We start from the raw sequence: 24,728 nt of genomic DNA, 5'->3' as shown, positions 1-24,728 counted from the left end.
TTCCGTCCTCAGGTCACTCGCAGGGAAGGGTCGCCGACTCGGGCAGGGCGGCGGTGATCCAGGCGCGCTGGGGGGCGATCTCCTTCTCGCCGACGCTCCACAGGTCCGGCTGGGCCTGCCCGCGCGTGATCCCGACGAGGACGTGGTCGCCCGGCCGCAGCCGGGGGCCGGCGTCCTCGTCCATGGGGAAGACGATCCGGTCCCGGCCCTTGGCGGGCTTGTAGTAGCGGTCCACGTCGAGGGTGACGCGGTCCTGGCGGGCGCCGGGGACCGGTTCGACCTCCGCGACGGTGCCCTCGGCCACGAGCCGGGCGCAGGCGAGGTAACCGGCGTGGCCGGGCTTGGACTCCGCCTCGCCGCGCGCCGGACCGGCCGCGGTGTCGGCCGTCGACCCGGCCGAGTCCTGCCCCGACCCGTACCCGCCCTGCACGACGAGCCACCCCATGCCCACGACGACGGCGGCGGCCACGGCAGCGGCGAGCCCGCGCAGGACCAGGACGCGGGGCCGGGGCCGGTTCCGCCGCCCGGGCGGATCCCCGTCCGCCCGTGACCGGCCCACGGGCAGCCCCCTCACCGACGGGTCGACGACCGCCTCCGTGTCGCGCGCCAGGGTGTCTCCCAGGAGCTGCAGCTGTGACCGCAGCAACGCCACATCCGCCGCGGCCGCTCGGTGGGCCGTCATGAAGGTCGGGTCCCGGTCGGCGCCCTCCGGGAGTGGTTCGTCGGTGACTGCTGCCATCAGCGCGTCCATGCCGTCGTAACCGGCGTCGCGCCGGTCGTCGTCGTTCCGGGCGGTCACGTCACACCACCTCGTCCTCGTGCAGGCGGGCGCGCAGGGCCCGTACCGCCGTGTGCAGCCTGCTCTTGACCGTGCCCTCCGGGACGCCGAGCTGCTCGGCGATGGACCGGACCGGCAGGTCGGCGTAGAAACGCAGCACGACGACCTGCCGCTGGGCGTCGGGCAGCTCGTCCAGGCCCTGGGCGACGGCGACGGACAGCACGCTGGTGTCCTCGCCGGAGGGATGCGCCGGCTGCCGCAGGGCGGCCAGCCGCTCCCCGAGGCGCTCCTGGCGGCGCTTGGCCCGGTGCCAGTCCATCGCCAGGTTGGACGCGACCACCGCCGCCCACGCCGATACGTCCCGCGGCGCCTCCCGGCCGCTCGCGGCGCGCTCCAGCAGCCGCAGGCGGACCTGCTGCACCCCGTCCGGCAGGTCCGCCTGCGGCACCCCGCCCAGCGCGAGCACCGCCCGCACCCGGCGCTCCTGTGCCGCGTCCAGCGGATCGTCGCCGGTACCGGCGTGCGCCTCCCGGACGCGCCGGGCCCTTCCGCGCAGCAGCACAAGCCACCCCCCTCACCGTGTTTCTCCTACGACGCCGGCACGGCCCGGAACGTTCGGTCTTTTTTTCCGGCAGGGCGACAGAGGCGTACGTCACACTCCCGTGTGGCCGAGAGCAACAGGGGCAGGCGACCTTGCGGCGTATGCCCCCCGGCAAACGAATTTCTCCAGCTCAGCGGGGGTGGGCGCCGGACGTCCGCAACCATGGAACGGGACACGTCGTCCCACTCCCCGGGCAGACCGGGGAAAGAAGTGGACAGGCGGGCCTTGGTCGGCCGCATGATGGAAAAGCCTCGGCCAAGCAACGAGCACGTGAAGAGACGCAGGAGAGGGAGTCGCCGTGAGGGTCGGAATCGTCGGAGCCACCGGACAGGTGGGCACGGTCATGCGCAGGATCCTCACGGACCGGAACTTCCCGGTCACCGAGCTGCGCCTGTTCGCCTCGGCCCGTTCCGCGGGCACGCAGCTGGACGGCGTGACGGTGGAGGACGCGGCGACCGCCGACTACACCGGCCTGGACATCGTGCTGTTCTCCGCGGGCGGTGCCACGTCCAAGGCGCTGGCCGAGAAGGTCGCCTCCCAGGGCGCCGTCGTGATCGACAACTCCTCCGCGTGGCGCAGGCACCCGGAGGTGCCCCTGGTCGTCTCCGAGGTCAACCCGCACGCGATCGCGAACCGCCCCAAGGGCATCATCGCGAACCCGAACTGCACGACCATGGCCGCGATGCCTGTCCTGCGTCCGCTGCACGACGAGGCGGGCCTGGAGGCCCTGGTCGTCGCCACGTACCAGGCGGTCTCCGGCTCCGGCCTCGCGGGCGTCGCCGAGCTGCACGGCCAGACGCAGAAGGTCGTCGCCGAAGCGGACAAGCTGACGCACGACGGCGAGGCGGTCGACTTCCCCGAGCCGGGCGTCTACAAGCGGCCCATCGCCTTCAACGTGCTGCCCCTGGCCGGCAACCTCGTCGACGACGGTCTGAACGAGACCGACGAGGAGCAGAAGCTCCGCAACGAGTCCCGCAAGATCCTGGAGATCCCCGAGCTGAAGGTCTCCGGCACCTGCGTGCGCGTCCCGGTCTTCACCGGCCACTCCCTCCAGGTGCACGCCCGTTTCTCCCGCCCGATCACCCCCGAGCGCGCGACGGAGCTGCTGGCCGACGCCCCGGGCGTCGTCCTCACCGACATCCCGACCCCGCTCCAGGCCGCCGGCAAGGACCCGTCCTACGTCGGCCGCATCCGCCGTGACGAGACGGTGGACAACGGCCTGGCCCTGTTCGTCTCCAGCGACAACCTCCGCAAGGGCGCCGCGCTGAACGCGGTCCAGATCGCGGAGCTGGTGGCGGCGGAGCTGAAGGGCTAGTCCCTGCGCACCTCGTAGAGGAAACACCCGTACTCGACGGCCCGGACGTGGACGAGCGCCACGGCCGGGTCGTCGAACGCTTCCGCGAAGGCCTGCTCGAAGGTCTCCGGCTCCTCGACCAGCCGCCCGCCCAGGATGTGGCCCTCGGCGGAGTACCGGCGGACCGTCCGGTGGGCGTTGGTGAAGGGCAGGGCGGCGCCGGTGTCCGGGCCCGGGCAGTCGTCGGCGTGGACGAAGACCGGGCCCACCTCGTCGTACGCGCCGGGGTCGGCGCCCTTTTCCGCCGCCCAGCGGCGTAGCGGGGCGTAGGAGACCAGGGCGATGCGGTCGCCCGGCTCGCTGCGGCCCAGGCAGCAGCGCAGCGGTGCCCCGCCCTCGGTGTCGGTGAAGGGTGCCGTGGGGCGGCCCGCGTCGTCCGTCGTGCGGAGTTCCTTCAGGACGCGCGGGGCGATGGGTCGTGCGGTGTACGTCGTCGTCATGTTCCTCAGGCTCGCGCGCCCGGGTCCTCCGCACCGGCGGTATCCGGACGTCGTGCTGCTCCCGCCCCGGGCCGCCCGGCCCGTACGACCGCCGGCAGGGCCAGCAGCGCCAGCCCGCCGCCCACGCAGAGCACCGCCGTCGGGCCCAGGGCGTCGGCGACGCGGCCCCCGGTGAAGGCGCCCAGCGCGATCCCCGTGTTGAAGACACCCGCGAAGAGCGCCGACCCGGCCTCGCGGGCCCGCGGCGCGGCGGCCGACAGCCAGTTCTGGGCGGAGACCGAGACGCCCCCGTAGACCAGGCCCCAGACGACGAGCAGCAGCGTCGAGGCGGCGAGTGAGCCCGCCGCCGGGACCATCAGCAGGACGACCGTGCCCAGCCCGGCCGCGATGACCAGCAGGGCCCGGCGTGGGTCGCGGGCCGCCAGCCACCCGCCCGCGAACGTGCCGGCGACTCCGGCCAGGCCGTAGCCGAGGAGGAGGGTGCTGATCGTTCCCGCTCCCAGGCCGGGGACGCGTTCCAGCACGGGACGGACGTAGGTGTACGCCGTGAAGTGGCCGGTGACCAGCAGTGCCGTCGCCAGCAGGCCCCCGGAGACCACCGGCGTGCGCAGCAGGGCCGGGAACGTGCCGAGCCTGACGGGGCGTTCGGGCGGCAGCGGCGGCAGGGCGAGGGCCAGGGCTCCGGCGACGGCCACCGCGAGGACGGCCAGGGCGGCGAACGCCCAGCGCCAGCCCGCGAGTGATCCGAGGAGGGTGCCGGCGGGGACGCCCAGCACCGAGGCCACCGCTATCCCGCTGAAGATCAGCGCGGTCGCCCGGCCCGCCCGGTCCGGCGCCACCAGCCGGGTCCCCAGCCCGGCCGCGATCGCCCACACCCCGCCGATGCACACCCCGACCAGGGCACGGGCGAGCAGGAGGACGGCGATGTGCGGGGCCAGGGCGGACAGCACATTGGCGGCCGCGAGCAGGATGAGCAGCGCGCACAGCACCGTGCGCCGGTCGGCTCGGCGGGCCGCGACCGGCAGCAGGGGGGCGCTCGCCGCGGCGACCAGGCCGGGCAGGGTGACGGCGAGCCCGGCGGTGCCCGCGGAGACGTGCAGGCCGGTGCCGAGCGAGGTGAGCAGGCCGACCGGGAGCATTTCGGTGGTGACGACGGAGAAGGTGGCGGTGGCCAGGGCCAGGACGGCGGGCCAGGGGCGCGCCGTCCTGCCGGTGCCGGTCTCCGGCACGGTGGTCATGGAGGACGGGGAGCTCGTGGAGGGCATGCCTCCACCCTTTGGCGCGGCCCGCCCGGGAACAACAGCGAAGTCCTCACCCTTGCATGAGCGGGACTGATCGATCGGAACGGAGGGGAAACGGCCGTGGCGGGGCTGGAATTGCGTGAGCTGGAGTGCTTCCTGGTGCTGTCCGAGGAGCTGCACTTCGGCCGGACCGGGGAGCGGCTGTACGTCTCGCAGAGCCGGGTGAGCCAGTTGCTGAGCTCGCTGGAGCGCCGGGTGGGCGGCCGTCTGGTGCACCGCACCAGCCGCCGGGTCGCCCTGACGCCGCTCGGCGAGCGGTTCGTGCAGCGGCTGCGTCCGGCTTACGGGGGGCTGCGGGAGGCCGTGGACGACGCGCGGGCCGCCGCGCGGGGTGTCGAGGGCGCCCTGCGGATCGGTTTCCAGGGGACGGCGGACGCCGGGCTGACGGCGGCGGTGCGGGCCTTCAGGTCCGCGCACCCGGAGTGCGTGACGGACGTGGTGGAGATTCCGCTCGCCGATCCCTTCGGCGCCGTGCGCGGGGGCGCGGTGGACGCGGCCGTCGTCCTGCTGCCCGTCGAGGAGCCGGACCTGGTGCTGGGCCCGGTCTTCTCGAAGCGGCCCCAGACGGTCGCGGTCGGCCGGGACCACCCGTTCGCGTCCCTCGCGAAGGTGACCGCGGCTGAGGTCGCGGCGGCCCCGCTGGTCACGGCCGCTCCCCCGGCCCCCGCCTACTGGCGGGCCGCCCACGCCCCGTCCGCCGTGCCCGGACCGGCGGTGACCACCCTCCAGGAGGGCCTGACCCAGGTCGCCGCGGGCCGTGCGGCCATGCTGCTGTGCCGGCCCACGGCCGCGTACCACCGGCGCGAGGACGTGGTGTTCGTACCGGTGGAGGGCGTGCCCGAGTCGGCTCTCGGCCTCGTGTGGCACCGGGACGGGGAGACGGCGGCCGTACGCGAGTTCGCCCGGACCCTCGCCGGGCGAGGGGTATCCCTAGGAGACGCCCCGGTCGTCGCCTGATGCGAAGCTGCCGTGGAAAGATGGCGCAACCCACCCATACCGAGGAGATGACCGCGTGCCTGGCACAAACCTGACCCGCGAGGAGGCGCAGCAGCGGGCGAAGCTGCTCGCCGTTGACTCGTACGAGATCGAACTCGACCTCTCCGGCGCGCAGGAGGGCGGCACCTACCGGTCCGTGACCACGGTGCGCTTCGACGTCACGGAGAACGGGGCGGAGTCGTTCATCGACCTGGTGGCCCCGGCCGTGCACGAGGTGACCCTCAACGGGGACTCCCTCGATCCCGCCGAGGTCTTCGCGGACTCCCGGATCGCCCTGCGCGGCCTGCTGGAGGGCCGCAACATCCTCCGGGTGGTCGCCGACTGCGCGTACACCAACACCGGTGAGGGCCTGCACCGTTTCGTCGACCCGGTCGACGACCAGGCCTACCTCTACACCCAGTTCGAGGTGCCGGACGCCCGCCGGGTGTTCGCCAGCTTCGAGCAGCCGGACCTGAAGGCGACCTTCCAGTTCACCGTGAGGGCGCCGGAGGGCTGGACCGTCATCTCCAACTCGCCCACGCCCGAACCCCAGGACAGCGTCTGGGTGTTCGAGCCGACGCCGCGCATCTCGACGTACATCACGGCGCTCATCGTCGGCCCGTACCACTCGGTGCACAGCGTGTACGAGAAGGACGGCCAGTCCGTCCCGCTCGGCATCTACTGCCGTCCCTCGCTCGCCGAGTACCTCGACTCGGACGCCATCTTCGAGGTGACCCGGCAGGGCTTCGAGTGGTTCCAGGAGAAGTTCGACTACGCGTACCCGTTCAAGAAGTACGACCAGCTGTTCGTGCCGGAGTTCAACGCTGGCGCGATGGAGAACGCGGGCGCGGTCACCATCCGCGACCAGTACGTGTTCCGGTCGAAGGTGACGGACGCGGCGTACGAGGTGCGCGCGGAGACCATCCTGCACGAGCTGGCCCACATGTGGTTCGGCGACCTCGTGACCATGGAGTGGTGGAACGACCTGTGGCTGAACGAGTCGTTCGCCACGTACACCTCCATCGCCTGCCAGGCCGCCGCGCCCGAGTCGCGCTGGCCGCACTCGTGGACGACGTTCGCGAACTCGATGAAGACCTGGGCGTACCGGCAGGACCAGCTGCCCTCCACGCACCCGATCATGGCGGACATCCGCGACCTGGACGACGTACTCGTCAACTTCGACGGCATCACGTACGCCAAGGGCGCCTCCGTGCTGAAGCAGCTCGTCGCCTACGTGGGCGAGGACGAGTTCTTCCGGGGCGTGCAGGCCTACTTCAAGGCCCACGCCTACGGCAACACGCGCCTGTCCGACCTGCTGGGCGCGTTGGAGGAGACCTCCGGCCGCGACCTGAAGACCTGGTCCAAGCAGTGGCTGGAGACGGCGGGCATCAACGTGCTGCGCCCGGAGATCGAGACGGACGCGAACGGTGTCGTCACCTCCTTCGCCATCCGCCAGGAGGCCCCGGCCCTGCCCGCCGGCGCGAAGGGCGAGCCGACGCTGCGCCCGCACCGGATCGCCGTCGGCCTGTACGAACTGGACGACGACAGCGGGAAGCTGGTCCGGGACGAGCGGATCGAGCTGGACGTGGACGGCGAGCTGACCGCCGTACCGCAGCTGGTCGGCAAGCGCCGCCCGGCCGTGGTCCTGCTCAACGACGACGACCTGTCCTACGCGAAGGTCCGCCTGGACGAGCGGTCCCTGGCCTTCGTGACGGAACACCTCGGCGACTTCGAGTCCTCCCTGCCGCGCGCCCTGTGCTGGGCGTCGGCCTGGGACATGACCCGCGACGCCGAGCTGGCGGCCCGCGACTACCTCTCGCTGGTGCTGTCCGGCATCGGCAAGGAGTCCGACATCGGCGTCGTGCAGTCGCTGCACCGCCAGGTGAAGCTGGCGGTCGACCTGTACGCCGACCCGGCCGCCCGCGAGGCGCTGCTGGCCCGCTGGACCGACGCGACGCTGGCCCACCTGCGGGCGGCGGCGCCGGGCAGCGACCACCAGCTGGCGTGGGCGCGCGCGTTCGCCGCGACGGCCCGCACGCCCGAGCAGCTGGACCTGCTGGACGCGCTGCTGGAGGGCTCGCAGACGATCGAGGGCCTGGTCGTCGACACGGAGCTGCGCTGGTCGTTCGTGCAGCGGCTCGCGGCGGTCGGCCGGTTCGACGAGACGGAGATCGCGGGCGAGTACGACCGCGACCGTACGGCCGCCGGTGAGCGCCACGCCGCCACGGCCCGGGCGGCCCGTCCGACCCCGGAGGCCAAGGCGGAGGCGTGGGCGTCGGTCGTCGACTCCGACAAGCTGCCGAACGCCGTGCAGGAGGCGGTCATCGCCGGCTTCGTCCAGACCGACCAGCGCGAGCTGCTCGCCCCGTACACGGACCGCTACTTCGAGGTGGTCAAGGACATCTGGGAGTCCCGCTCCCACGAGATGGCCCAGCAGATCGCCGTCGGCCTCTACCCGACGATCCAGGTCTCCCAGGAGACCCTGGACAAGACGGACGCCTGGCTGGCCTCCGCCGAGCCGAACGCGGCGCTGCGGCGGCTGGTCTCGGAGTCCCGGGCGGGCGTGGAGCGCGCGCTGCGGGCCCAGCGGGCGGACGCGGCGGCGGAGTAGCCGCTCCCGTCGTTACGGCTGTGGGGGCGCCCGGCACTGTGCCGGGCGCCCCCGTTCGTGAGGGCAGCGGGCGGGGCCTTCGACGTCAGAGGCTGATGAAGGGAGAGTGCTCGATGAGCAGGAGCGCGCGCAGGTAGGAGCGGATGCGCGCCAGGCCGCGGAGTCGTGTCGGTACGGGTGCGGGCATGGTTCCCCCAGGAGTAAGGTACGTCTCGTGGCGTACCTCAGGGAAGGTACGCCACGAGACGTACCTTGTCGAGAGGTGAAGTGATGGCGTCGAGCGAACTGCCACACCCGCGTGCCGAGGAGCTGCAAGTGGGACCCATCCTTCTGGCGCTCGCGGACGAGAACCGGCGCCGGGTCGTGGCCGAACTCGCCGCACGGCCGGACGAGGAGCGGCTGTGCGCGTCCTTCGAGCTGCCGGTCGGCAAGTCCAGCCGCACCCATCACTGGCGAGTACTGCGCGAAGCGGGTCTGGTGTACCAGCGCGACGCCGGCAACAGGCTGTACATGCGCCTCCGCAAGGAGGATCTGGACCGCAGGTTCCCCGGCCTGATCCAGGCCGTCATCGCCGCGGACCGGAACCCGCGCTGACGTACGCCTCGGGCCTGCCGCCGCGCCCGGAGGAGGAAGGCCGCACCGCCCCCTCAGGAGCGAGGGGGCGCGGGGCCGCCGCCTTCCGCCGCGGCCCGATCTGCCCCGCCATCGTCGCCCCGAACGCCAGCGCCATGCCCGTCAGTTGCACCGGCGTCAGCGCCTGGCCGAGCGCCGCCCAGCCGACGACGGCCGCGGTCAGCGGGGAGAGCGGGCCGAGGAAGGTCACCTGGGTGGCGGTGAGACGGCCGATGCCGCGGAACCACAGCCAGTACGCGATCGCCGTGTTCGCGACGGCGAGGTAGAGGTAGCCGCCGACCGCCCGGCCGTCCAGCGCGGGCGGCGCGCCCTCGACGAGGAAGGCCAGGGGCGCGATGAGCAGGCCGCCCGCGGTCAGCTGCCAGCCGGTGAGGGCCAGCGGACCGACCCCCTGAGGCCGGCCCCACCGCTGGGTGAGCACCGTGCCGGCCGACATCGACACGGTGGCGGCGAGGGCCGCCAGCAGGCCGAGCGCGTCCAGCGTCCCGGCCGCCCGCAGGACGACGAGACTGACGCCGAACGCCGCCACGGCCCCGGTCAGCAGCGTGCGCCGGGTCGGCCGCTGCCCGAGCAGCAGCGCCGCGAGACCGGCCACGAACAGCGGCCCGGCCGAGCCGACGACCGCCGCCATGCCGCCGGGCAGCCGGTACGCGGAGAGGAACAGCAGCGGGAAGAAGGCGCCGATGTTCAGCGCGCCCAGCGCGGACGCCTTCCACCACCAGGCACCGCGCGGCAGCACCCGGGCGAGGGCGAGCAGCAGCAGACCGGCCGGCAGCGCGCGCATGAGGCCGGTGAACAGGGGGCGGTCGGCCGGGAGGAACTCGGTGGTGACGGCGTAGGTCGTGCCCCAGGAGACGGGGGCGAGCGCGGTGACGGTGATGACAGCCGGGCGGTAGGAGGCCATGGGAGGCACCCTTCGAAGTAGGTCGGTAGAAAGTAGCTTATCTCTAAGCAACTTTCCGTCAAGCTACTTTCTTGCGGGTGACCGAGTGGCGGCGGATACTCCTGCCATGAACGCACAACCCGAGCAGCGCACGGACCCCGTCGACGCGATCATCGGCCAGTGGGCGGCGGTCCGGCCCGATCTCGACACCCGGGCCATGGAGGTCTTCGGCCGGATCCACCGGCTCTCGCGCGCGATGAGCGACCGGGCGGAGAAGGCGTACGCCAGGTTCGGGATCTCGCGCGGGGAGTTCGACGTCCTGGCGACCCTGCGCCGCTCCGGGGAGCCCTACACGCTCTCGCCCCGCCAGCTCTCCGCGACACTGATGCTCACGACCGGAGGCATGACGGGGCGCCTGGACAAGCTGGAGCGCGCGGGCCTGCTGCGCCGCTCCCCCGATCCGCACGACCGGCGCGGCCTGCACGTCACGCTCACCGACAAGGGCCTGGAACTGATCGACGAGGCGGTCGGCGCCGGACTCGCCGTCCAGACGGAGGCGCTGTCCGGCCTCGACGCCGAGCAGGCCGGGCAGCTCTCGGGGCTGCTCAGGGAGCTGCTCCGGACGACGGAGGGCCGGCAGGACTGAGCCCGTGACGCGGCAGGCCGGCGCGGACGCCGGTTCCGGTTTCGGTGCCGGTGACGGTGCCGGTTTCGGTTTCGGTGCCGGCCCGCCGAAGCGCTACCCCACGTGGGCGGCGACGGCCGTCTCGATCGCCCCGGCGTCCGCCGCGTCGGCCGCCCACGCCGCGTACCCGTCGGGCCGCACCAGCACGGTCGTCCGGCGGTCGCTCGCCCAGCGCTCCACGGCCAGCCGGTCCTCACGGCCGGCCCCGGCCTTGTACGGCTCCGGGGTGATCAGCACGAACCGGCCGCCCCGCATCGCCTCGTGGAGGCGACCGCCTCCGGCCAGGGCGACGTCGGGGACGCGGTGGCCGGTGAAGCGGTGGGAGCCGCGGGGAGCGGGGTAGCGGTAACCGATGCCGGTGACCTGGCCGAGCGCCTTGCGGCGGGCCGGGCCGACGGTGTCGAGGAAGGCGGCGAAGGCGGTGCGCAGGGCGATCGTCCAGGGCCGCCCGGCCATGGCGGCGCGCACGATACCGCCGCTGCTGCGCAGCACCGACCTGCCGATGGGGTGGCGTTCGGCCTGGTAGGTGTCGAGGAGCGGGTCGGCCGCGTACCCCTTGACGACGGCAGCCAGCTTCCAGCCCAGGTTCGCCGCGTCCTGGAGGCCGGTGTTCATCCCCTGGGCACCGGCCGGGGTGTGGACGTGCGCGGCGTCCCCGGCGAGGAAGACACGGCCGACCCGGTACGCGGGCGCCTGCCGCTCGTCACTGTGGAAGCGGGACATCCAGCGCGGGTCGTGCATGCCGAAGTCACGGCCGAGCGCGCGCCGGGTGGTCTCCCGGATCTCGTCGAGTCCGACCGGCGCGTCGTCCGGGAGCTCGCGGCCACGGTCCCAGCAGACGACGCGGTGGTAGCCGTCGCCGAACGGGACGAGGAAGGCGAAGGCGTCGCCGACGGCGTCGAAGGTCAGCAATTCCCCGGGCTCCTCGGTCACCCGTACGTCCGCGAGCATGACGGAGCGGATCACCGAACGGCCGGGGAACGGCAGCCCGATCGCGTTCCGCACCGTGCTGCGCATCCCGTCGGCGCCGACGACGTACGCCGCGCGCAGTGCCTTTGAACCGCCGCCGGGCCCGCGGACCGCGACCGTCACGCCCTGTGCGTCCTGCGTCAGCCCGGTCACCTCGGTCTCGTACCGGAACGTGGCCCCGGCTTGAAGCGCCCGCCGTTCCAGGGCCTTCTCCACCTCGTACTGCGGCAGGACGAGGAGGTGGTTGAAGCGGGAGGGAAGCGTGGAGAGGTCGAGGCTGAGGCGGCCGTAGAGGCGGAACCGGCCGAGCCGCCGGCCCACCGCCTCCAGTTCCTCGGCCAGCCCTCGGGCGTCGAGCTGCTCCAGCGTGCGGGCGTGCAGGACGAACGCGCGGGAGAGGTTGCTGATCTTGTGCGGGCGCTTCTCGACGACGGTGACGGGGACGCCGGCGGTGGCCAGGTCACCGGCCAGCAGCAGACCGGTGGGGCCGGAACCGACCACGACCACGGTGCGGGTGATGTCGCTCATGTCGCTCATGTCGCTCATCAGAGCCTCCCTGTAGGCCAACACGTGTTGGTCAACGACCGTTGGTCAACGTGCGTTCGCCAACGCTTGTTCGCCAACGGTCGTTGACCAACGTAGAACCGCACTACGATCCCGTCAACACTTGTTGGCCTACGAGCGTTGACCTACGCTTGTTGGCATGCCTGACAGCAAGCCCACCGTCCCCTCCCGACGCTCCGACGCCACCCGCGCCGCGATCCTCGACGCCGCCCGCGAGCGTTTCGCCGCCGACGGCTACGAGCGCGCCACCATCCGCACCATCGCGCGGGACGCGGGCATCGACCCGTCCATGGTGATGCGGTACTACGGCAGCAAGGAGGGCCTGTTCGCGGCCGCCGTCGCCGTCGATCTGAAGCTGCCCGACCTGGGCCCGCTGCCCCGGGAGGAGGTCGGATCCGCCCTCGTGGCCCACTTCCTCGCCATGTGGGAGGAGAACGAGGTGCTCACGGCCCTGCTCCGGGTCGGCGCCACCAACCAGGCCGGGGCCGAGCGCATGCAGGGCATCTTCCAGGACCAGTTGCTCCCGGTCGCCCAGCAGGTGTGCCCCGACCCCGAGCAGGTCCCGGCGCGGGCCGCGCTCACCTCCACACAGCTGCTCGGGATGGCACTCGCCCGGTACGTCCTGCGCCTCCCGCCGGCCGTGGCGCTCAGCCGCCAGGAGATCGTGGCGTGGCTGGCGCCGACGGTGCAGCGCTATCTGACGGCACCGAATCCCTGACCCCGGCCCCGGCCCCGGCTCCGGCCCTGAGCACGTCCATGGCCCCGGCCCGCCGGAAAAGCCGAGGGCACCGCCCCGGTCGCCGTACGGCGGCGTGCGCGTACGTACGGCGGGGACGGCGCCCTCGGCAACAGGTGCGCGGCGGACTCGAAGCGAGCCCTGGTCAGGCCTTCGCGTCGGCCTTGGTGTCGGCCTCGCTGTCAGCCTTGGTCGCGATGTTGGAGCTGGTCGCGTCCTTCCGCTTGTGCGACTTGTCCCCGACCATCACCAGACCGGCGATGACCAGGTACAGCACGATCGGGGCCACGACGAAGAGGCCCAGCGTCTCGATGACGCTCAGGCCCGGGCCGGGGTCGTCACCGTCGTCGCGGGTGAGCGCGGAGGCGGGCGACGACATGAGCAGCATCATCAGCGTCGTACCGGCTGCCAGGGCGCCGGCTCGCAGGGCGTTCTTCTTGTCCACGGTGCCAAAAGTATCCAACGCCGGTTGGGGACGCGCGCCCGGGGTGCCGTAAGAGTCGTCTTCAAGGGCCGGACGGGTCGGGCGGTTGTCGCAGAACCTCGATGAGGGCGTGCAGCCGGGGTGACGCCGCCAGTTGCTCCAGCGTGACAGGACGCCCCTCCGCGTCGGCGATCGGCAGGCGCCAGTTCGGGTACTGGTCCCACGTTCCGGGGAGGTTCTGCGGGCGGCGGTCGCCCACCCCGTCCGGGAGCCAGACGCCGACCATGCGGGCCGGGGTGCGCAGCAGGAAGCGGTGGACGGCCTGGATCTCGGCCTCCTCGGAGGAGGTGTCGGTGCCGCCGGTGCCGTGCAGCAGGCCGAGGTGGGTGAGCAGGGCCAGCCACTCGCCGGTGTCGGCGGCGGCCTCGGCGCGCTCCTCCTCCAGCGGGCGGGTCAGCAGGCCCAGGCTGTCGCGGAGTTCGACGTGCTCGCCGGTGAGGCGGGCGGCCGTGGAGGGCAGGTCGTGGGTGGTGGCGGTGGCCAGGCAGTCGGCGCGCCAGCGGTCGGGGGGCAGCGGGCGGCCGTCGCCCTCCCAGTCGCGTTCGAACCACAGCACGGACGTGCCGAGCACCCCGCGCTCGCGCAGCGCCTCGCGCACGCCCGGTTCGACGGTGCCCAGGTCCTCGCCGATCACCAGCGCCCCGGCCCGGGAGGCCTCCAGGACGAGGACGGCGAGCATGGCCTCGGCGTCGTAGCGGACGTAGGTGCCCTCGGTCGGTGGCCGGCCCTGCGGCACCCACCACAGGCGGAACAGGCCCATGACGTGGTCGATGCGCAGGGCTCCGGCGTAGCGGAACAGGGCGCGCAGCAGCTCGCGGAAGGGGGCGTAGCCCGACTCGGCCAGACGGTCGGGACGCCAGGGCGGCAGGCCCCAGTCCTGGCCGCGGGCGTTGAAGGCGTCCGGTGGGGCGCCCACCGACATGCCGGCGGCGAAGTACTCCTGCTGGGCCCAGGCGTCGGCGCCGCCGGGGTGGACGCCGACCGCGAGGTCGTGCACGATCCCGACCGGCATCCCGGCCTCGCGCCCGGCGCGCTGCGCGGCGGTCAGCTGGGTGTCGGTGAGCCAGGCGAGCCGGGACCAGAAGTCCACCCGGTCCAGCAGCCCGTTGCGGGCCCGGACGGTCTCGGCCGAGCGCGGGTCGCGCAGGCCGGTCGGCCAGCGGTGCCAGTCCGAGCCGTGCACCTCGGCGAGCGCGCACCAGGTGGCGTGGTCCTCCAGGGCCTGGCCCTGTTCGGCGAGGAAGTCGCAGTAGGCGGCGCGTCTGCCGGGACCGAGCGGCACCTCGCACAGCAGCTCCAGCGCCTCCCGCTTGAGCTCCCAGACGGCGTCCCGGTCGATCAGCGCGCCCTTCTCCAGCACCGCTTCGCGCAGCCGGCCGGATCTCTCCAGCAGCGCGCGCAGCCGCTCGCGGTCCTCGACGTACGCGCATTCGGGGACGTCCTCGATCCGCAGGTGCACCGGGTCGGGGAAGCGGCGTGAGGAGGGGCGGTACGGGGAGGGGTCGGTGGGGGCACCGGGCACGGCCGCGTGCAGCGGGTTGACCTGGACGAAACCGGCGCCGAGCGACCGCCCGGCCCAGCCGGCCAGCTCGGCGAGGTCGCCCAGGTCTCCCATGCCCCAGGAACGGCGGGACAGCAGGGAGTAGAGCTGGACGAGGAGTCCGTAGGAGCGCCCGGTCGGGGTGGGCAGGCGGGCCGGGGCGACGACCAGGTGGGCGGTGGCGGTGCGGCCGTCGGGGACGGTGGCGGTCAGCCGGTGGACTCCGGGTGGGAGCTGCTCGGCCGAGGCGCGTGTCCCGCCCTGCTCGGTCTCGATGTGCAGCCGGCTCCCCTCGGGGAGCGCGGCCAGGGCGGCCGGGGGGCCGGAGCCCCAGCCGACCACCGTGGGCGGCAGCAGTCTGCCGCCCCGTTCCCGCTCCCGGGCGGCGAGCGCGGCGCGGACTGCGCCGGGCGTGCTCGCGTCCACGCCGAGAGCGGCCAGGGTGAGGGTGACCGCGGCGGCCGAGGCCGCGACCGTGCGGTCCGGGGACGGGCTGTACGAGGTGGCGACGCCGTGCAGTTCGGCGAGGCGGGACAGGTCCTCGGAAGGCGGTTCGGCCGGCCGGGGTGCGGTCATCTAGGACCTCGTGAAGTCCGGGACGAAGGCGGAGGGTTCGCTGGTCAGGGGGGCGGATTCGGCGAGCGGCGGCTCGCTGGTGAGGGGCTCGGCGTCGGGCAGCGGAGTCTCGCTGGTCAGCGGGGGCTCGGCGCAGGTGCTCTCGGAGCTGAAGACGCAGTAGTGGGGGTCTTCGTAGCGGGGATCGTCATAGTGGGGGTCGAGGTCGGCGGACGTGTCCGCCACGGGTTTGGACGGGGCCGGGAGCGGGAGGAAAGTCATCGCAGCCACGGGGGCCTCCTTGTCGGGTACGGCTTCAGCGGTTATCGCAGCCCTACCCAGTCGACGCGAAGGCAGACACCCCAGGCCGGACATCGTGCTCCTGCTCACATTCCGCTCGCCTCCACTCCTTCCAGATTCCGGCAAACAGGGCACAATGGCCACTCTCGTTGACACCTTCACCGGGCGGGTGGTGGGCTCGTTCTCCCGGTCGAACACACTCGGTCGAACACACCTGGAGGGGTGCCTGTGGGACTGCGGCGTGGGAAGCGGGCAGCGGCTCTCGCCGTCGCCGTCGTCGCCGGAACCCTCGGTGCCCCGCCCGCCGCGGTGGCGGCCCCGCCCGTCCCGGGCACGACCGCGACCCGCGCGCCCGACACCGCCGGACCCGACCTCTCCGTCTGGCCGCGCCCCCAGTCCCTGCGCGCGAACGGCGCACCGGTCGCGGTCACCGACGAGGTCGCGCTGATCACTGACCCGCCGGCCGACAAGTACGCCGTGGACGCCCTGCGCGAGCTGCTGCGGCAGGCCGGGGCCCGTCACCTCACGGACTCGGCCGGGCCCGGCGCGCTGGTCGTCCGGGCACGGACGGAGCCCGTCCGCCGGGACGACCGCCACGCCCTCCCCGCCGGGGGATACGAGCTGTCCGTGGGCGAAGGCGGCGTCTCCCTCACCGGCACCGGCGAGGACGGCCTGTTCCACGCGGTCCAGACACTGCGGCAGCTCCTGCGCCCCGACGGCACGATCACCGCCGCCGTCGTCCGCGACTGGCCCGGCACCGCCGTGCGCGGCGTCACCGAGGGCTTCTACGGCACCCCGTGGACGCACCGGCAGCGGCTGGGGCAGCTCGACTTCATGGGGCGCACCAAGCAGAACCGGTACCTCTACGCCCCCGGGGACGACCTGTACCGGCAGGCGCGCTGGCGTGAGCCGTATCCGGCGGCGCAGCGCACCGAGTTCCGGGAGCTGGCCGAGCGGGCGCGCCGCAACCACGTCACGCTCGGCTGGGCGGTGGCCCCGGGCCAGGCGATGTGTTTCGCGTCGGACGCCGACGTACGCGCGCTGACGCGCAAGCTCGATGCGATGTGGGCGCTGGGCTTCCGGGCCTTCCAGCTCCAGTTCCAGGACGTCAGCTACAGCGAGTGGCACTGTGACGCGGACGCCGACCGGTTCGGCTCCGGCCCCAGGGCGGCCGCGCGGGCGCAGGCCCGGGTGGCGAACGCGGTGGCCCGGCACCTGGCGGAACGGCACCCCGGCGCCCCCGCTCTGTCGCTGATGCCGACCGAGTACTACGAGGACGGCACGACCGACTACCGGCGGGCCCTGGCGAGCACGCTGGAGCCGGATGTCGAGGTGGCGTGGACGGGCGTCGGGGTGGTGCCCCGCACCATCACGGGCGGTGAACTGGCCGACGCCCGGGAGGCGTTCCGGCATCCGCTGGTCACGATGGACAACTACCCGGTCAACGACTACGAGCCCGGCCGCCTCTTCCTCGGCCCCTACCGGGGGCGTGAGCCGGCCGTCGCCACCGGCTCGGCCGCCCTGCTCGCCAACGCGATGCAGCAGCCCGAGGCGTCCCGCATCCCCCTGTTCACCGCCGCCGACTACGCCTGGAACCCGCGCTCGTACCGCCCCGGGGAGTCCTGGCGCGCCGCGATCGCCGACCTGGCGGGCGGGGACCGCCGCCGCGAGGAGGCCCTGGCCGCGCTCGCCGGGAACGACGCGTCGTCGGTCCTCGGCGGGGAGGAGTCGGCGTACCTGCGCCCGCTGACCGAGGCGTACTGGCGGGCGCGTACGGCGGGTGACGCCGAGGCGGGCGGTCCCGCGGACCGCACCGGGGCGGGCAGGGCCGGAACGAGTGCCCCCGGGGCGGGCGGTGACGCGGCGCGGCGCCTGCGCGAGGCGTTCACGGTGCTGCGCGAGCTGCCCCGGCGGCTGACGGGCACCGCCCTCGCCCCGGAGGTCGCCCCCTGGTCGCGGCAACTGGCGCGCTACGGCGAGGCGGGCACGGCCGCGCTCGACATGCTCGACGCGCAGCGCGCCGGGGACGCGGCGGCGGCCTGGACGGCGTACCGCCGGCTCGGCGCGCTGCGGGCCCGGCTGGAACCGGCACCGGTCAAGGTCGGCACGGACGTCCTGGATCCCTTCCTGCGGCGGGCCCAGAAGGCGTACGAGGCCTGGTCGGGCATCGACCACGAGCCGCCCCCCAACCCCGGCGACCCGGGCGACGGCCGCACCCTGCGCTTCCCGCGCCCCCGGTCCCTGGCGGCCGTGACGGCCCTCACCGACCCCGGTGCCGAGGGCGACGTCGAGGTCCACGTACCGGGCCGCGGCTGGCGGCGGGCCGGCCGGCTGGCCGCTTCGGGCGCGACCGAGGTGCGGGCCGGGCAGCGGGTGGACGCCGTACGGGTCACCGGTCCCGCGTCGTCGCGCGTGCGTCACCTGGTCCCGTGGTTCGCGGACTCCCCCGCCACCTTCCTGGAGCTGACGCGCGACCGGGTGGACACCGAGACCGGCAGGACGCGGCGGCTGACGGCCGGGCTGGGCTCGCTGCGTCCCGCCGACGCCCGCGGCAGGCTCACCGTCGAGGCACCCGAGGGCGTGCGGGTGAAGGTGCCCAGGACCGAACTCGCCGTGCCGCGCGGCACGAAGGTGGAGGTCCCCGTCGAGGTGACGGTGGAGCGCGGTGCGCCGCAGCGGTCCTACGACATCCGGCTGGGGTTCGCGGGAGCGGCCCGCACGCTCACCGTCCGGGCCTTCCCGCCCACCGGCGGACCCGACCTGGCCCGCACCGGAACGGCGCGCTCCTCGGGCGACGAGACGCCGGACTTCCCCGCGTCGGCGGCGAACGACGGCGACCCGGAGACCCGCTGGTCGTCCCCGGTCGACGACGGTGCCTGGTGGCAGGTCGAGCTGCCACGCCCGGCACGGCTGGGGCGGGTCGTGCTGCGCTGGCAGGACGCCCATGCCTCGGCGTACCGCGTCCAGGTCTCGCCGGACGGCCGCCGCTGGCGCACGGCGGCGGCGGTACGGGACGGCCGGGGCGGCCGGGAGAGCGTCCGCATGGACGAGCGCGACGTGCGCTTCGTACGGGTGCAGGGCGACGAGCGGGCCACGCCGTACGGGTACTCGCTGTGGTCGGTGGAGGCGTACGCCGTCACGGACTGAACCCACCTCCTCGGGCCGGGGTCCCAAAATCGATCGGCGTGGCTATTCACTCAGTACATATACTGAGTACATAATGATCGGCATGAGCACCCGCCACATCCTGCTGGGCCTGCTCGCCACGGGTCCCAGCCACGGCTACGACCTCAAGCGACGCCACGACGAACGTTTCCCGCAGGCCCGCCCGCTGGCCTACGGGCAGGTCTACACGACCCTCCAGCGCCTCGTCCGGGACGGCCTCGCCGAGGTCGAGGGAACCGACTCGGACGGCGGCCCGGAGCGGACGGTGTACCGCGCCACGGACGAGGGGACGCGCGAACTGTCCCGGTGGGCCGGGGAGATCACGCCGCCCGCGCCCTTCGTGGCGAACGAGATCTTCGCCAAGGTCGTCGTGGCCATCCTCTCGGGCGGCGACCCCGCCGCGTATCTGAGCACCCAGCGCGCCGCCCACATGGAGCGGATGCGGCAGCTCACGGCCCTCAAGGCCGCGCAGGGCGCGGATCTGGCGACCGTGCTCTCGGCGGACTACGCCCTCAACCACCTCGACGCCGACCTCCGCTGGATGAGCACCACGGCGGCCCGGCTCACCACCCTGACCGCGGAGGTCGACGCAGCATGAGCAAACCCGTGCCTCTCCTCTCGGCGAGCGGCCTCACCAAGGCGCACGGCAGGACGCCCGCCCTGCGCGGCGCGTCCATCGACCTGCACCCTGGGGAGATCCTCGCCGTGACCGGCGCGAGCGGCAGCGGGAAGTCGACGCTGCTGCACTGCCTGGCCGGCATCGTCCGGCCCGACGAGGGCTCGGTGACGTACGACGGCCGGCGGCTGGCGGACCTGCCCGAGAAGCGGCTGAGCGAGCTGCGGCGGACCGAGTTCGGCGTCGTGTTCCAGTTCGGGCAGCTCATCCCTGAGCTGACGGCCCTGGACAACGTCGCCCTGCCACTGCTGCTGGCCGGCACCGCCCGCGCCCGGGCCCGGAGCCTGGCCGGTGAGTGGCTGGAGCGGTTCGGCGTGCGCGGGCAGCAGGACCTGCGGCCGGGCGAGATGAGCGGCGGTCAGGCCCAGCGGACCGCGCTGGCCCGGGCCCTGGTCACCGGCCCGAAGGTCGTCTTCGCCGACGAGCCGACGGGGGCCCTGGACTCCCTCGCCGGCGAACAGGTCATGACGGCCCTGGTCCACACGGCCCGCGAGTCGGGCACGGCGGTCCTGCTGATCACCCACGACGCCCAGGTGGCGGCGTACGGGGACCGGGAGGTCCAGCTGCGGGACGGGGCCGTGGCGCCGCTGGGGGTGACGGCATGAGGTCCCTGCGTGCCGATCTCCGCCTCGCCTGGGAGCTCACCCGTGGTTCCGATCGCCGGGAGTGGTGGCGGGTGACGCTGACGGCGACGGGCGCCGCGCTCGCGACGGGGTTCGCGCTGGCCGCCGTCACCCTGGCCGCGCTGCGCGGCAGTTACCGGATGTCCGCCGGCGCGGGCCTGCTGGACCAGCCCGGCACCCGGTCCGGCGTGATCGTCGGCCTGCTGCTCCTGCTCGTGCCGGTGCTGGGGTTCCTCGGCCAGTGCGCCCGGATCGGCGCCGTGCACCGCGACCGGCGGCTCGCCGGGTTGCGGCTGGCCGGGGCGACGCCCTGGCAGGTGCGGCGGATCGCCGCGCTGGAGACCGGGCTGGCCTGCCTGCTGGGCTCGGCGGTCGCCACCGTCCTCGCGGTGCTGCTCCTGCTGCGACAGTGGGACCGGCCGACCGTCCTGGCCTGGGTGGGCATCGCCCTGGTCGCCGTCGCCGTACCGGTACTGGGCGCGACGGCGGGCGCGCTGGCGCTGCGCCGGGTCGTGGCCTCCCCGCTCGGCTGGGTGCGCCGGGTCGGGCCGCGCACCGGACGGGGGCCCGGGCTGCTGTTCCTGGCCGGGGTCCTGCTCGTCGCGGTGCTGGCGCTGCTGACCGCGGGCACCACGTCCCCGGCGGCCTCCAACCGGCCGGGCGGCGGGTTGCCGCTGACGGTGGCGGGCGTGGTCCTCGCGGTCGGCGCGGGCGCGGTGTGGCTCTCCGGGGCCACCGCGAAGGCGACCGGGCGGATCCTCGCGGTCCGGGCCCGGTCGGCGGCGACGCTGATCGCGGCGGAGCGGCTGCGCGACGACCCCTGGTCGGCCGCCCGCACGCATGCCGCGGTGCTGCTGGTGACGGCAGTCGGGACCGCCTTCATGGGCGTCCGGCAGGTGCTGGGCGACGTGGTGCGCACCCGGAACTTCTCCGAACCCGCGTCCTACTACACCACCGGCCTCGACCTCACCGGCGCCGCCATCGCCATCGCCTTCGCGATCACCCTGTCCGGTCTCGCCGTCGGCAGCGCCGAGTCCCTGGCCACCCGCCGCCGGGGCCTGGCCGCGCAGGCCGCCGCCGGGGTGCCGCGCACGGTGCTCGGCCGGGCCCTGCTGCTGGAGACCGCGCTGCCGCTCGCCCCGGCCGTGCTGCTGTCGGGCATGGGCGGGCTGGCCATCGGCACGTGGTACGCCCTGCTCGCCGGCCGTCCGGTGCCCTGGGCGATCTCCCTGGTACCGGTCGCCGTCTACGCCGCCTGCCTGCTGGCCGCGGCCGGCTCGCTGCCCCTGCTGCGCCGCGCGGTACGCCCCGGGGAGCTGCGGTACGCGTAAGCGCCCTCCTCACGACCGGCCGGCCCGGGGGAACGGGGGTTCCCCGGGCCGGTCGGCCGGCCGCACGCGGCAATACGAAGGCCCGGATCCTCGTCAGGCGGAAATGCCGTCGATCCGGGCCAAGGCGTCGTCCGCGCCGTACGGCTGCAAGTACGGCAGCCAGCGCGGATCCCTATGCCCGGTCCCGATGATGCGCCAGGCCAGGCCGGAGGGCGGAGCGGGTTTGTGGCGCAGCCGCCAGCCGATCTCGAAGAGGTGACGGTCGGCCTTCACGTGGTTGCAGCGGCGGCAGGACGCCACCACGTTGTCCCAGACGTGCTTGCCCCCGCGGCTGCGCGGGATGACGTGGTCGACGCTGGTTGCGACGCCACCGCAGTACATGCACCGGCCCCCGTCACGGGCGAACAGCGCCCGGCGGGTCAGTGGAACGGGCCCCCGATAGGGAACCCGGACGAATCGCTTGAGCCGGACCACGCTGGGTGCGGGGACTGTGACGGTCGCGCTGTGCAGATAGGCGCCGGACTCCTCGAGGCATACGGCCTTGTTCTCGAGGACGAGGACGAGCGCGCGGCGGAGCGGTACGACACCTAGCGGCTCGTACGACGCGTTGAGGACCAGGACGTGCGGCACGGATGCCTCCTTGGACGCCGGCGGCGCGTGGCTCGCGCCGGGACGATTCGTAGTCAGTCTCCCCTCATGCCTGGTGATAGCGCCACCATGTCCCCGTAACGGGCTGGGAGTGTTTTCGACCACATCTGATTCATCCCCCGGATCATGGCCTGTTCAAGCCCAGGTGAGCACGGTCTCTCCTTCACACATCCCGCGGGAGCACACACAATGCCCCGTTAGTGTGGTGGTTCTGCCCCTTCGGTGACCCAGTCGTGACCTTGACCCCCCTGAACCACCGCACCGGGGCAGACCGCTGCACCTGGAGGTACCTGCCGTGTCCTTGTCCGTTGCGGACGCCGTCCTGCTGGCCGCCGGCCCGTCGCCGTCGCCGACCCCCTCGGAGTCGGAGACCCCGAGAGTGCCCTCGTTCCAGGACGCCCAGGAGAGCGCCACGAACGCCGCCGGCTGGGTCGAGCAGAACTGGTCGACGTGGCTCGCGATCGGCCTGAGGGTCCTGCTCATCGTGGTGGTGGCGGCCGTACTGCGGGTCGTCGTCCGGCGCGCGATCACCAAGCTGATAGACCGGATGAACCGGACCGGCCAGTCCGTGGACGGCTCCGGGCTCGGCGGGCTGCTGGTCAACGTCGAGCGCCGTCGCCAGCGCTCGCAGGCGATCGGCTCGGTGCTGCGCTCGGTGGCGTCGTTCCTGATCATCGGCACGGCCGCGCTGATGGTCCTGGGCACCTTCCAGATCAACCTGGCCCCGTTGCTGGCCTCGGCCGGTGTCGCCGGTGTCGCGATCGGCTTCGGCGCCCGCAACCTGGTCACGGACTTCCTCTCCGGCGTCTTCATGATCCTGGAGGACCAGTACGGCGTCGGCGACACCATCGACGCGGGCGTCGCCTCCGGAGAGGTGATCGAGGTGGGCCTGCGTGTGACCAAGCTGCGCGGCGACGGCGGCGAGATCTGGTACGTCCGCAACGGCGAGGTCAAGCGCATCGGCAACCTGTCCCAGGGCTGGGCGACGGCCAATGTCGACGTCACCGTCCATGCCGGCGAGGACCTGGACAAGGTGAAGGCGACGCTGGACGAGGTCGCCGGGAAGATGAGCGCCGAGGAGCCCTGGAACGAGCTGCTGTGGGGCCCGATCGAGGTCCTCGGCCTGGACAGCGTCCTGCTGGACTCCATGGTGGTGCGCGTCTCCGCCAAGACCATGCCCGGCAAGTCCCTGACCGTGGAGCGCGAACTGCGCTGGCGCATCAAGCGGGCGTTCGACGCGGCGGACATCCGGATCGTCGGCGGGGCCACGGCCCCGGTGGAGGAAGCCCCCGCCGACCCGACGGCGGGCATGGCGGCCCCGTCGGTGTACGCGAACTCGGCGTCCCCGCAGTCGGCGGCGGCGTCCCCGCTCACGCCCGTCGCACCGCCGACGAGCACCACGAAGTAACCGTCACCAAGAGGGGCGGCACCCGGATCACCCGGGTGCCGCCCTTTCGCGTGCCCGGGTAACGACCGCGTTGCCGGGCCCGTCCCCTCTTGACGCCCGCCGGGCGCCGGGCTTACGTTCCTCCCCACCGATAGGAAAGTTTCCTAACAGTGGGTCGGAGACCGGTCGCCCGATGGACTTCCCCGCCGGATCACTGAGAAGCTGAGCAGCCGAAGGGCAGGTGTGGACACGCATGGCAGGAACCGCCGGAACGCCGGGCACCCCGCGCGTCCTGCGCGCCATGAACGACCGGGCCGCCCTGGACCTGCTGCTGGAGCACGGGCAGCTGTCCCGCACCCGGATCGGCAAGCTCACCGGCCTGTCCAAGCCGACCGCCTCCCAGCTCCTGGCCCGCCTGGAGGCCGCGGGCCTCGTCCTGGCCACCGGCACCACCGAAGGCCGGCCGGGCCCGAACGCCCAGCTGTACGAGGTCAACCCGGCGGCCGGTTACGCCGCCGGACTCGACGTCACCCCCCACCGGATCCTCGCCGCCGTCGCCGACATCACCGGCCGTACGGTCGGGCGCCACGAGCTGCCCACCCCCGGCCGACGCACCGGCACCCCCGTCGTCCAGCAGGTCACCGACGCCCTGGACGGCGCGGTGAAGGCGGCGGGCCTCGCCCGGGACGACGTCCACCGGCTCGTCATCGGCACACCCGGCGCCTTCGACCCCACCACCGGCCGCCTGCGCTACGCCTCGCACCTCCCCGGCTGGCACTCCCCCACCCTCCTGGACGAACTCGCCGCGGCCCTGCCGATGCCGTTCGAGTACGAGAACGACGTCAACCTGGTCGCGCTCGCCGAACAGCGGCTGGGCGCGGCCCGGGGCCACACGGACTTCGTGCTGCTGTGGAACCAGGAGGGCCTGGGCGCCGCCCTGGTCCTGGGCGGCCGGCTGCACCGCGGCTGGACCGGCGGCGCCGGCGAGGTCGGCTTCCTGCCGGTGCCGGGCACGCCCCTGGTCCGCCAGGTCACCAAGGCCAACAGCGGCGGCTACCAGGAGCTGGCCGGCTCCCAGGCCGTCCCCAGGCTGGCCCGCGAACTCGGCATCGAGGACATCCCCCCGGGCCCGTACGCCGAGGCCGCCGCACACCTGGTGGCCCGGGCCGCCGAGGCCGACGACGAACCGCACCGCCACCTCCTGCGGACCTACGCGACCCGGCTGGCCACCGGTCTGGCCTCCCTCGTCTCGGTCCTCGACCCCGAGCTCGTCGTGCTGAGCGGCGCGTCCCTCACCTCGGGCGGCGAGGCGCTGCGCGCCCTCGTCCAGGCCGAGCTGGAGGAACTGGCCGCGTCCCGCCCGCGCCTGGTCGTGGGTGACGTCCGTGAACACCCCGTGCTGCGGGGCGCGCTGGAGAGCGCGCTCGCGACCACGCGCGACGAGGTCTTCGACACCTCCCGCTGAACCCACCCCCCTCCCCCGGTATTT

General features: G+C 73.8%; 22 protein-coding genes. 12 read left to right on the top strand and 10 right to left on the bottom strand.

Annotated features, from left to right (window positions below; all coding sequences use genetic code 11):
• Positions 1-13: 13 nt before the first annotated feature.
• Both SCNRRL3882_RS26745 and SCNRRL3882_RS26740 read right to left on the bottom strand, forming a co-directional pair.
• Positions 14-799, bottom strand: coding sequence for a hypothetical protein (locus SCNRRL3882_RS26745; protein WP_010046680.1), 786 nt, complete (start codon positions 797-799; stop codon positions 14-16).
• 1 nt (position 800) lies between these two features.
• Entirely contained in the window at positions 801-1,337 is a 537-nt protein-coding gene (locus tag SCNRRL3882_RS26740) for an RNA polymerase sigma factor (RefSeq protein WP_029181643.1), read from the bottom strand.
• A 340-nt stretch (positions 1,338-1,677) separates the two neighbouring features.
• Between SCNRRL3882_RS26740 and SCNRRL3882_RS26735 the strand changes: the two genes are divergently transcribed.
• The gene (locus SCNRRL3882_RS26735; protein ID WP_010046685.1) at positions 1,678-2,694 is read left to right on the top strand and encodes an aspartate-semialdehyde dehydrogenase; all 1,017 of its coding nucleotides are present in this window, start codon (positions 1,678-1,680) and stop codon (positions 2,692-2,694) included.
• Here the strand turns inward: SCNRRL3882_RS26735 and SCNRRL3882_RS26730 are convergent.
• Both SCNRRL3882_RS26730 and SCNRRL3882_RS26725 read right to left on the bottom strand, forming a co-directional pair.
• Entirely contained in the window at positions 2,691-3,173 is a 483-nt protein-coding gene (locus SCNRRL3882_RS26730) for a DUF1203 domain-containing protein (RefSeq protein ID WP_010046688.1), read from the bottom strand. The genes SCNRRL3882_RS26735 and SCNRRL3882_RS26730 overlap by 4 nt on opposite strands.
• A 5-nt stretch (positions 3,174-3,178) precedes the next feature.
• On the bottom strand, positions 3,179-4,438 hold the full coding sequence (locus tag SCNRRL3882_RS26725; protein ID WP_010046691.1) for an MFS transporter: 1,260 nt from the start codon (positions 4,436-4,438) through the stop codon (positions 3,179-3,181).
• Positions 4,439-4,534: 96 nt separating this feature from the next.
• Here SCNRRL3882_RS26725 and SCNRRL3882_RS26720 point away from each other — a divergent pair, with 96 nt between their 5' ends.
• The 3 genes from SCNRRL3882_RS26720 (at position 4,535) to SCNRRL3882_RS26710 (ending at position 8,654) form a co-directional block, all read left to right on the top strand.
• A complete protein-coding gene (locus SCNRRL3882_RS26720) occupies positions 4,535-5,431 on the top strand; it encodes a LysR family transcriptional regulator (protein WP_010046692.1) in 897 nt (298 codons plus the stop codon).
• Positions 5,432-5,486: 55 nt separating this feature from the next.
• On the top strand, positions 5,487-8,060 hold the full coding sequence (gene pepN, locus SCNRRL3882_RS26715; protein ID WP_010046694.1) for an aminopeptidase N: 2,574 nt from the start codon (positions 5,487-5,489) through the stop codon (positions 8,058-8,060).
• A 270-nt stretch (positions 8,061-8,330) separates the two neighbouring features.
• Positions 8,331-8,654 carry an ArsR/SmtB family transcription factor gene (locus SCNRRL3882_RS26710; RefSeq protein WP_010046696.1) on the top strand — a complete coding sequence of 108 codons (324 nt, stop codon included), beginning with the start codon at positions 8,331-8,333 and terminating at the stop codon, positions 8,652-8,654.
• On the opposite strand, the gene SCNRRL3882_RS26705 is transcribed toward SCNRRL3882_RS26710, so the two are convergent.
• Positions 8,626-9,597, bottom strand: a complete 972-nt coding sequence (locus tag SCNRRL3882_RS26705) for an EamA family transporter (RefSeq protein WP_010046699.1) — start codon at positions 9,595-9,597, stop codon at positions 8,626-8,628. The two genes, SCNRRL3882_RS26710 and SCNRRL3882_RS26705, sit on opposite strands and share 29 nt — an antisense overlap.
• Before the next feature lie 106 nt (positions 9,598-9,703).
• Between SCNRRL3882_RS26705 and SCNRRL3882_RS26700 the strand changes: the two genes are divergently transcribed.
• A complete protein-coding gene (locus tag SCNRRL3882_RS26700) occupies positions 9,704-10,222 on the top strand; it encodes a MarR family winged helix-turn-helix transcriptional regulator (protein WP_010046702.1) in 519 nt (172 codons plus the stop codon).
• Positions 10,223-10,315: 93 nt separating this feature from the next.
• Here the strand turns inward: SCNRRL3882_RS26700 and SCNRRL3882_RS26695 are convergent, their stop codons facing one another.
• Positions 10,316-11,776, bottom strand: a complete 1,461-nt coding sequence (locus tag SCNRRL3882_RS26695; protein WP_010046704.1) for an FAD-dependent monooxygenase — start codon at positions 11,774-11,776, stop codon at positions 10,316-10,318.
• Positions 11,777-11,933: 157 nt separating this feature from the next.
• Between SCNRRL3882_RS26695 and SCNRRL3882_RS26690 the strand changes: the two genes are divergently transcribed.
• Complete coding sequence (locus SCNRRL3882_RS26690) at positions 11,934-12,512, top strand: TetR family transcriptional regulator (protein WP_010046705.1); 579 nt, start codon at positions 11,934-11,936, stop codon at positions 12,510-12,512.
• 163 nt (positions 12,513-12,675) lie between these two features.
• Here the strand turns inward: SCNRRL3882_RS26690 and SCNRRL3882_RS26685 are convergent, their stop codons facing one another.
• The 3 genes from SCNRRL3882_RS26685 to SCNRRL3882_RS26675 form a co-directional block, all read right to left on the bottom strand.
• Positions 12,676-12,975 (bottom strand): hypothetical protein, encoded by a 300-nt coding sequence (locus tag SCNRRL3882_RS26685; protein WP_010046706.1) that lies wholly within the window; start codon positions 12,973-12,975, stop codon positions 12,676-12,678.
• Positions 12,976-13,036: 61 nt separating this feature from the next.
• Complete coding sequence (gene malQ / locus SCNRRL3882_RS26680; protein ID WP_010046707.1) at positions 13,037-15,130, bottom strand: 4-alpha-glucanotransferase; 2,094 nt, start codon at positions 15,128-15,130, stop codon at positions 13,037-13,039.
• Positions 15,131-15,400, bottom strand: coding sequence for a hypothetical protein (locus SCNRRL3882_RS26675; RefSeq protein ID WP_029181645.1), 270 nt, complete (start codon positions 15,398-15,400; stop codon positions 15,131-15,133).
• Between the two features lie 237 nt (positions 15,401-15,637).
• Between SCNRRL3882_RS26675 and SCNRRL3882_RS26670 the strand changes: the two genes are divergently transcribed.
• The 4 genes from SCNRRL3882_RS26670 to SCNRRL3882_RS26655 all read left to right on the top strand — a co-directional run bounded on the left by SCNRRL3882_RS26670 (position 15,638) and on the right by SCNRRL3882_RS26655 (position 21,204).
• Positions 15,638-18,556: a beta-N-acetylglucosaminidase domain-containing protein gene (locus SCNRRL3882_RS26670; protein ID WP_010046710.1), complete on the top strand. Its 2,919-nt coding sequence runs from the start codon at positions 15,638-15,640 to the stop codon at positions 18,554-18,556.
• Between the two features lie 82 nt (positions 18,557-18,638).
• Positions 18,639-19,172 carry a PadR family transcriptional regulator gene (locus tag SCNRRL3882_RS26665; protein ID WP_102515030.1) on the top strand — a complete coding sequence of 178 codons (534 nt, stop codon included), beginning with the start codon at positions 18,639-18,641 and terminating at the stop codon, positions 19,170-19,172.
• Entirely contained in the window at positions 19,169-19,855 is a 687-nt protein-coding gene (locus tag SCNRRL3882_RS26660) for an ABC transporter ATP-binding protein (protein ID WP_010046714.1), read from the top strand. Before SCNRRL3882_RS26665 ends, SCNRRL3882_RS26660 begins: the two co-directional genes overlap by 4 nt.
• Positions 19,852-21,204 (top strand): FtsX-like permease family protein, encoded by a 1,353-nt coding sequence (locus tag SCNRRL3882_RS26655; RefSeq protein WP_010046716.1) that lies wholly within the window; start codon positions 19,852-19,854, stop codon positions 21,202-21,204. Before SCNRRL3882_RS26660 ends, SCNRRL3882_RS26655 begins: the two co-directional genes overlap by 4 nt.
• A 93-nt stretch (positions 21,205-21,297) precedes the next feature.
• Here SCNRRL3882_RS26655 and SCNRRL3882_RS26650 read toward each other — a convergent pair whose 3' ends face one another.
• Positions 21,298-21,834 (bottom strand): HNH endonuclease, encoded by a 537-nt coding sequence (locus SCNRRL3882_RS26650; protein WP_010046718.1) that lies wholly within the window; start codon positions 21,832-21,834, stop codon positions 21,298-21,300.
• Positions 21,835-22,147: 313 nt separating this feature from the next.
• On the opposite strand from SCNRRL3882_RS26650, the gene SCNRRL3882_RS26645 reads away from it, so the two are divergent.
• On the top strand, positions 22,148-23,260 hold the full coding sequence (locus tag SCNRRL3882_RS26645; RefSeq protein ID WP_010046727.1) for a mechanosensitive ion channel family protein: 1,113 nt from the start codon (positions 22,148-22,150) through the stop codon (positions 23,258-23,260).
• Between the two features lie 232 nt (positions 23,261-23,492).
• Positions 23,493-24,704: an ROK family transcriptional regulator gene (locus SCNRRL3882_RS26640; RefSeq protein ID WP_010046730.1), complete on the top strand. Its 1,212-nt coding sequence runs from the start codon at positions 23,493-23,495 to the stop codon at positions 24,702-24,704.
• Positions 24,705-24,728: the final 24 nt, after the last annotated feature.

The organism is Streptomyces chartreusis NRRL 3882 (assembly GCF_900236475.1).
In the GTDB taxonomy this organism is placed as follows: domain Bacteria; phylum Actinomycetota; class Actinomycetes; order Streptomycetales; family Streptomycetaceae; genus Streptomyces; species Streptomyces chartreusis_D.
Note: the sequence above shows the minus strand (reverse complement) of the source record. Positions and strands in the feature narration are given on the sequence as shown.

Coding starts and splice junctions, on each gene's coding strand:
- SCNRRL3882_RS26730 (WP_010046688.1), bottom strand. CDS start 3,173: ATGACGACGACGTACACCGCACGACCCATCGCCCCGCGCGTCCTGAAG.
- SCNRRL3882_RS26725 (WP_010046691.1), bottom strand. CDS start 4,438: ATGCCCTCCACGAGCTCCCCGTCCTCCATGACCACCGTGCCGGAGACC.
- SCNRRL3882_RS26710 (WP_010046696.1), top strand. CDS start 8,331: ATGGCGTCGAGCGAACTGCCACACCCGCGTGCCGAGGAGCTGCAAGTG.
- SCNRRL3882_RS26705 (WP_010046699.1), bottom strand. CDS start 9,597: ATGGCCTCCTACCGCCCGGCTGTCATCACCGTCACCGCGCTCGCCCCC.
- SCNRRL3882_RS26700 (WP_010046702.1), top strand. CDS start 9,704: ATGAACGCACAACCCGAGCAGCGCACGGACCCCGTCGACGCGATCATC.
- SCNRRL3882_RS26695 (WP_010046704.1), bottom strand. CDS start 11,776: ATGAGCGACATGAGCGACATGAGCGACATCACCCGCACCGTGGTCGTG.
- SCNRRL3882_RS26690 (WP_010046705.1), top strand. CDS start 11,934: ATGCCTGACAGCAAGCCCACCGTCCCCTCCCGACGCTCCGACGCCACC.
- malQ (WP_010046707.1), bottom strand. CDS start 15,130: ATGACCGCACCCCGGCCGGCCGAACCGCCTTCCGAGGACCTGTCCCGC.
- SCNRRL3882_RS26665 (WP_102515030.1), top strand. CDS start 18,639: ATGAGCACCCGCCACATCCTGCTGGGCCTGCTCGCCACGGGTCCCAGC.
- SCNRRL3882_RS26660 (WP_010046714.1), top strand. CDS start 19,169: ATGAGCAAACCCGTGCCTCTCCTCTCGGCGAGCGGCCTCACCAAGGCG.
- SCNRRL3882_RS26655 (WP_010046716.1), top strand. CDS start 19,852: ATGAGGTCCCTGCGTGCCGATCTCCGCCTCGCCTGGGAGCTCACCCGT.
- SCNRRL3882_RS26640 (WP_010046730.1), top strand. CDS start 23,493: ATGGCAGGAACCGCCGGAACGCCGGGCACCCCGCGCGTCCTGCGCGCC.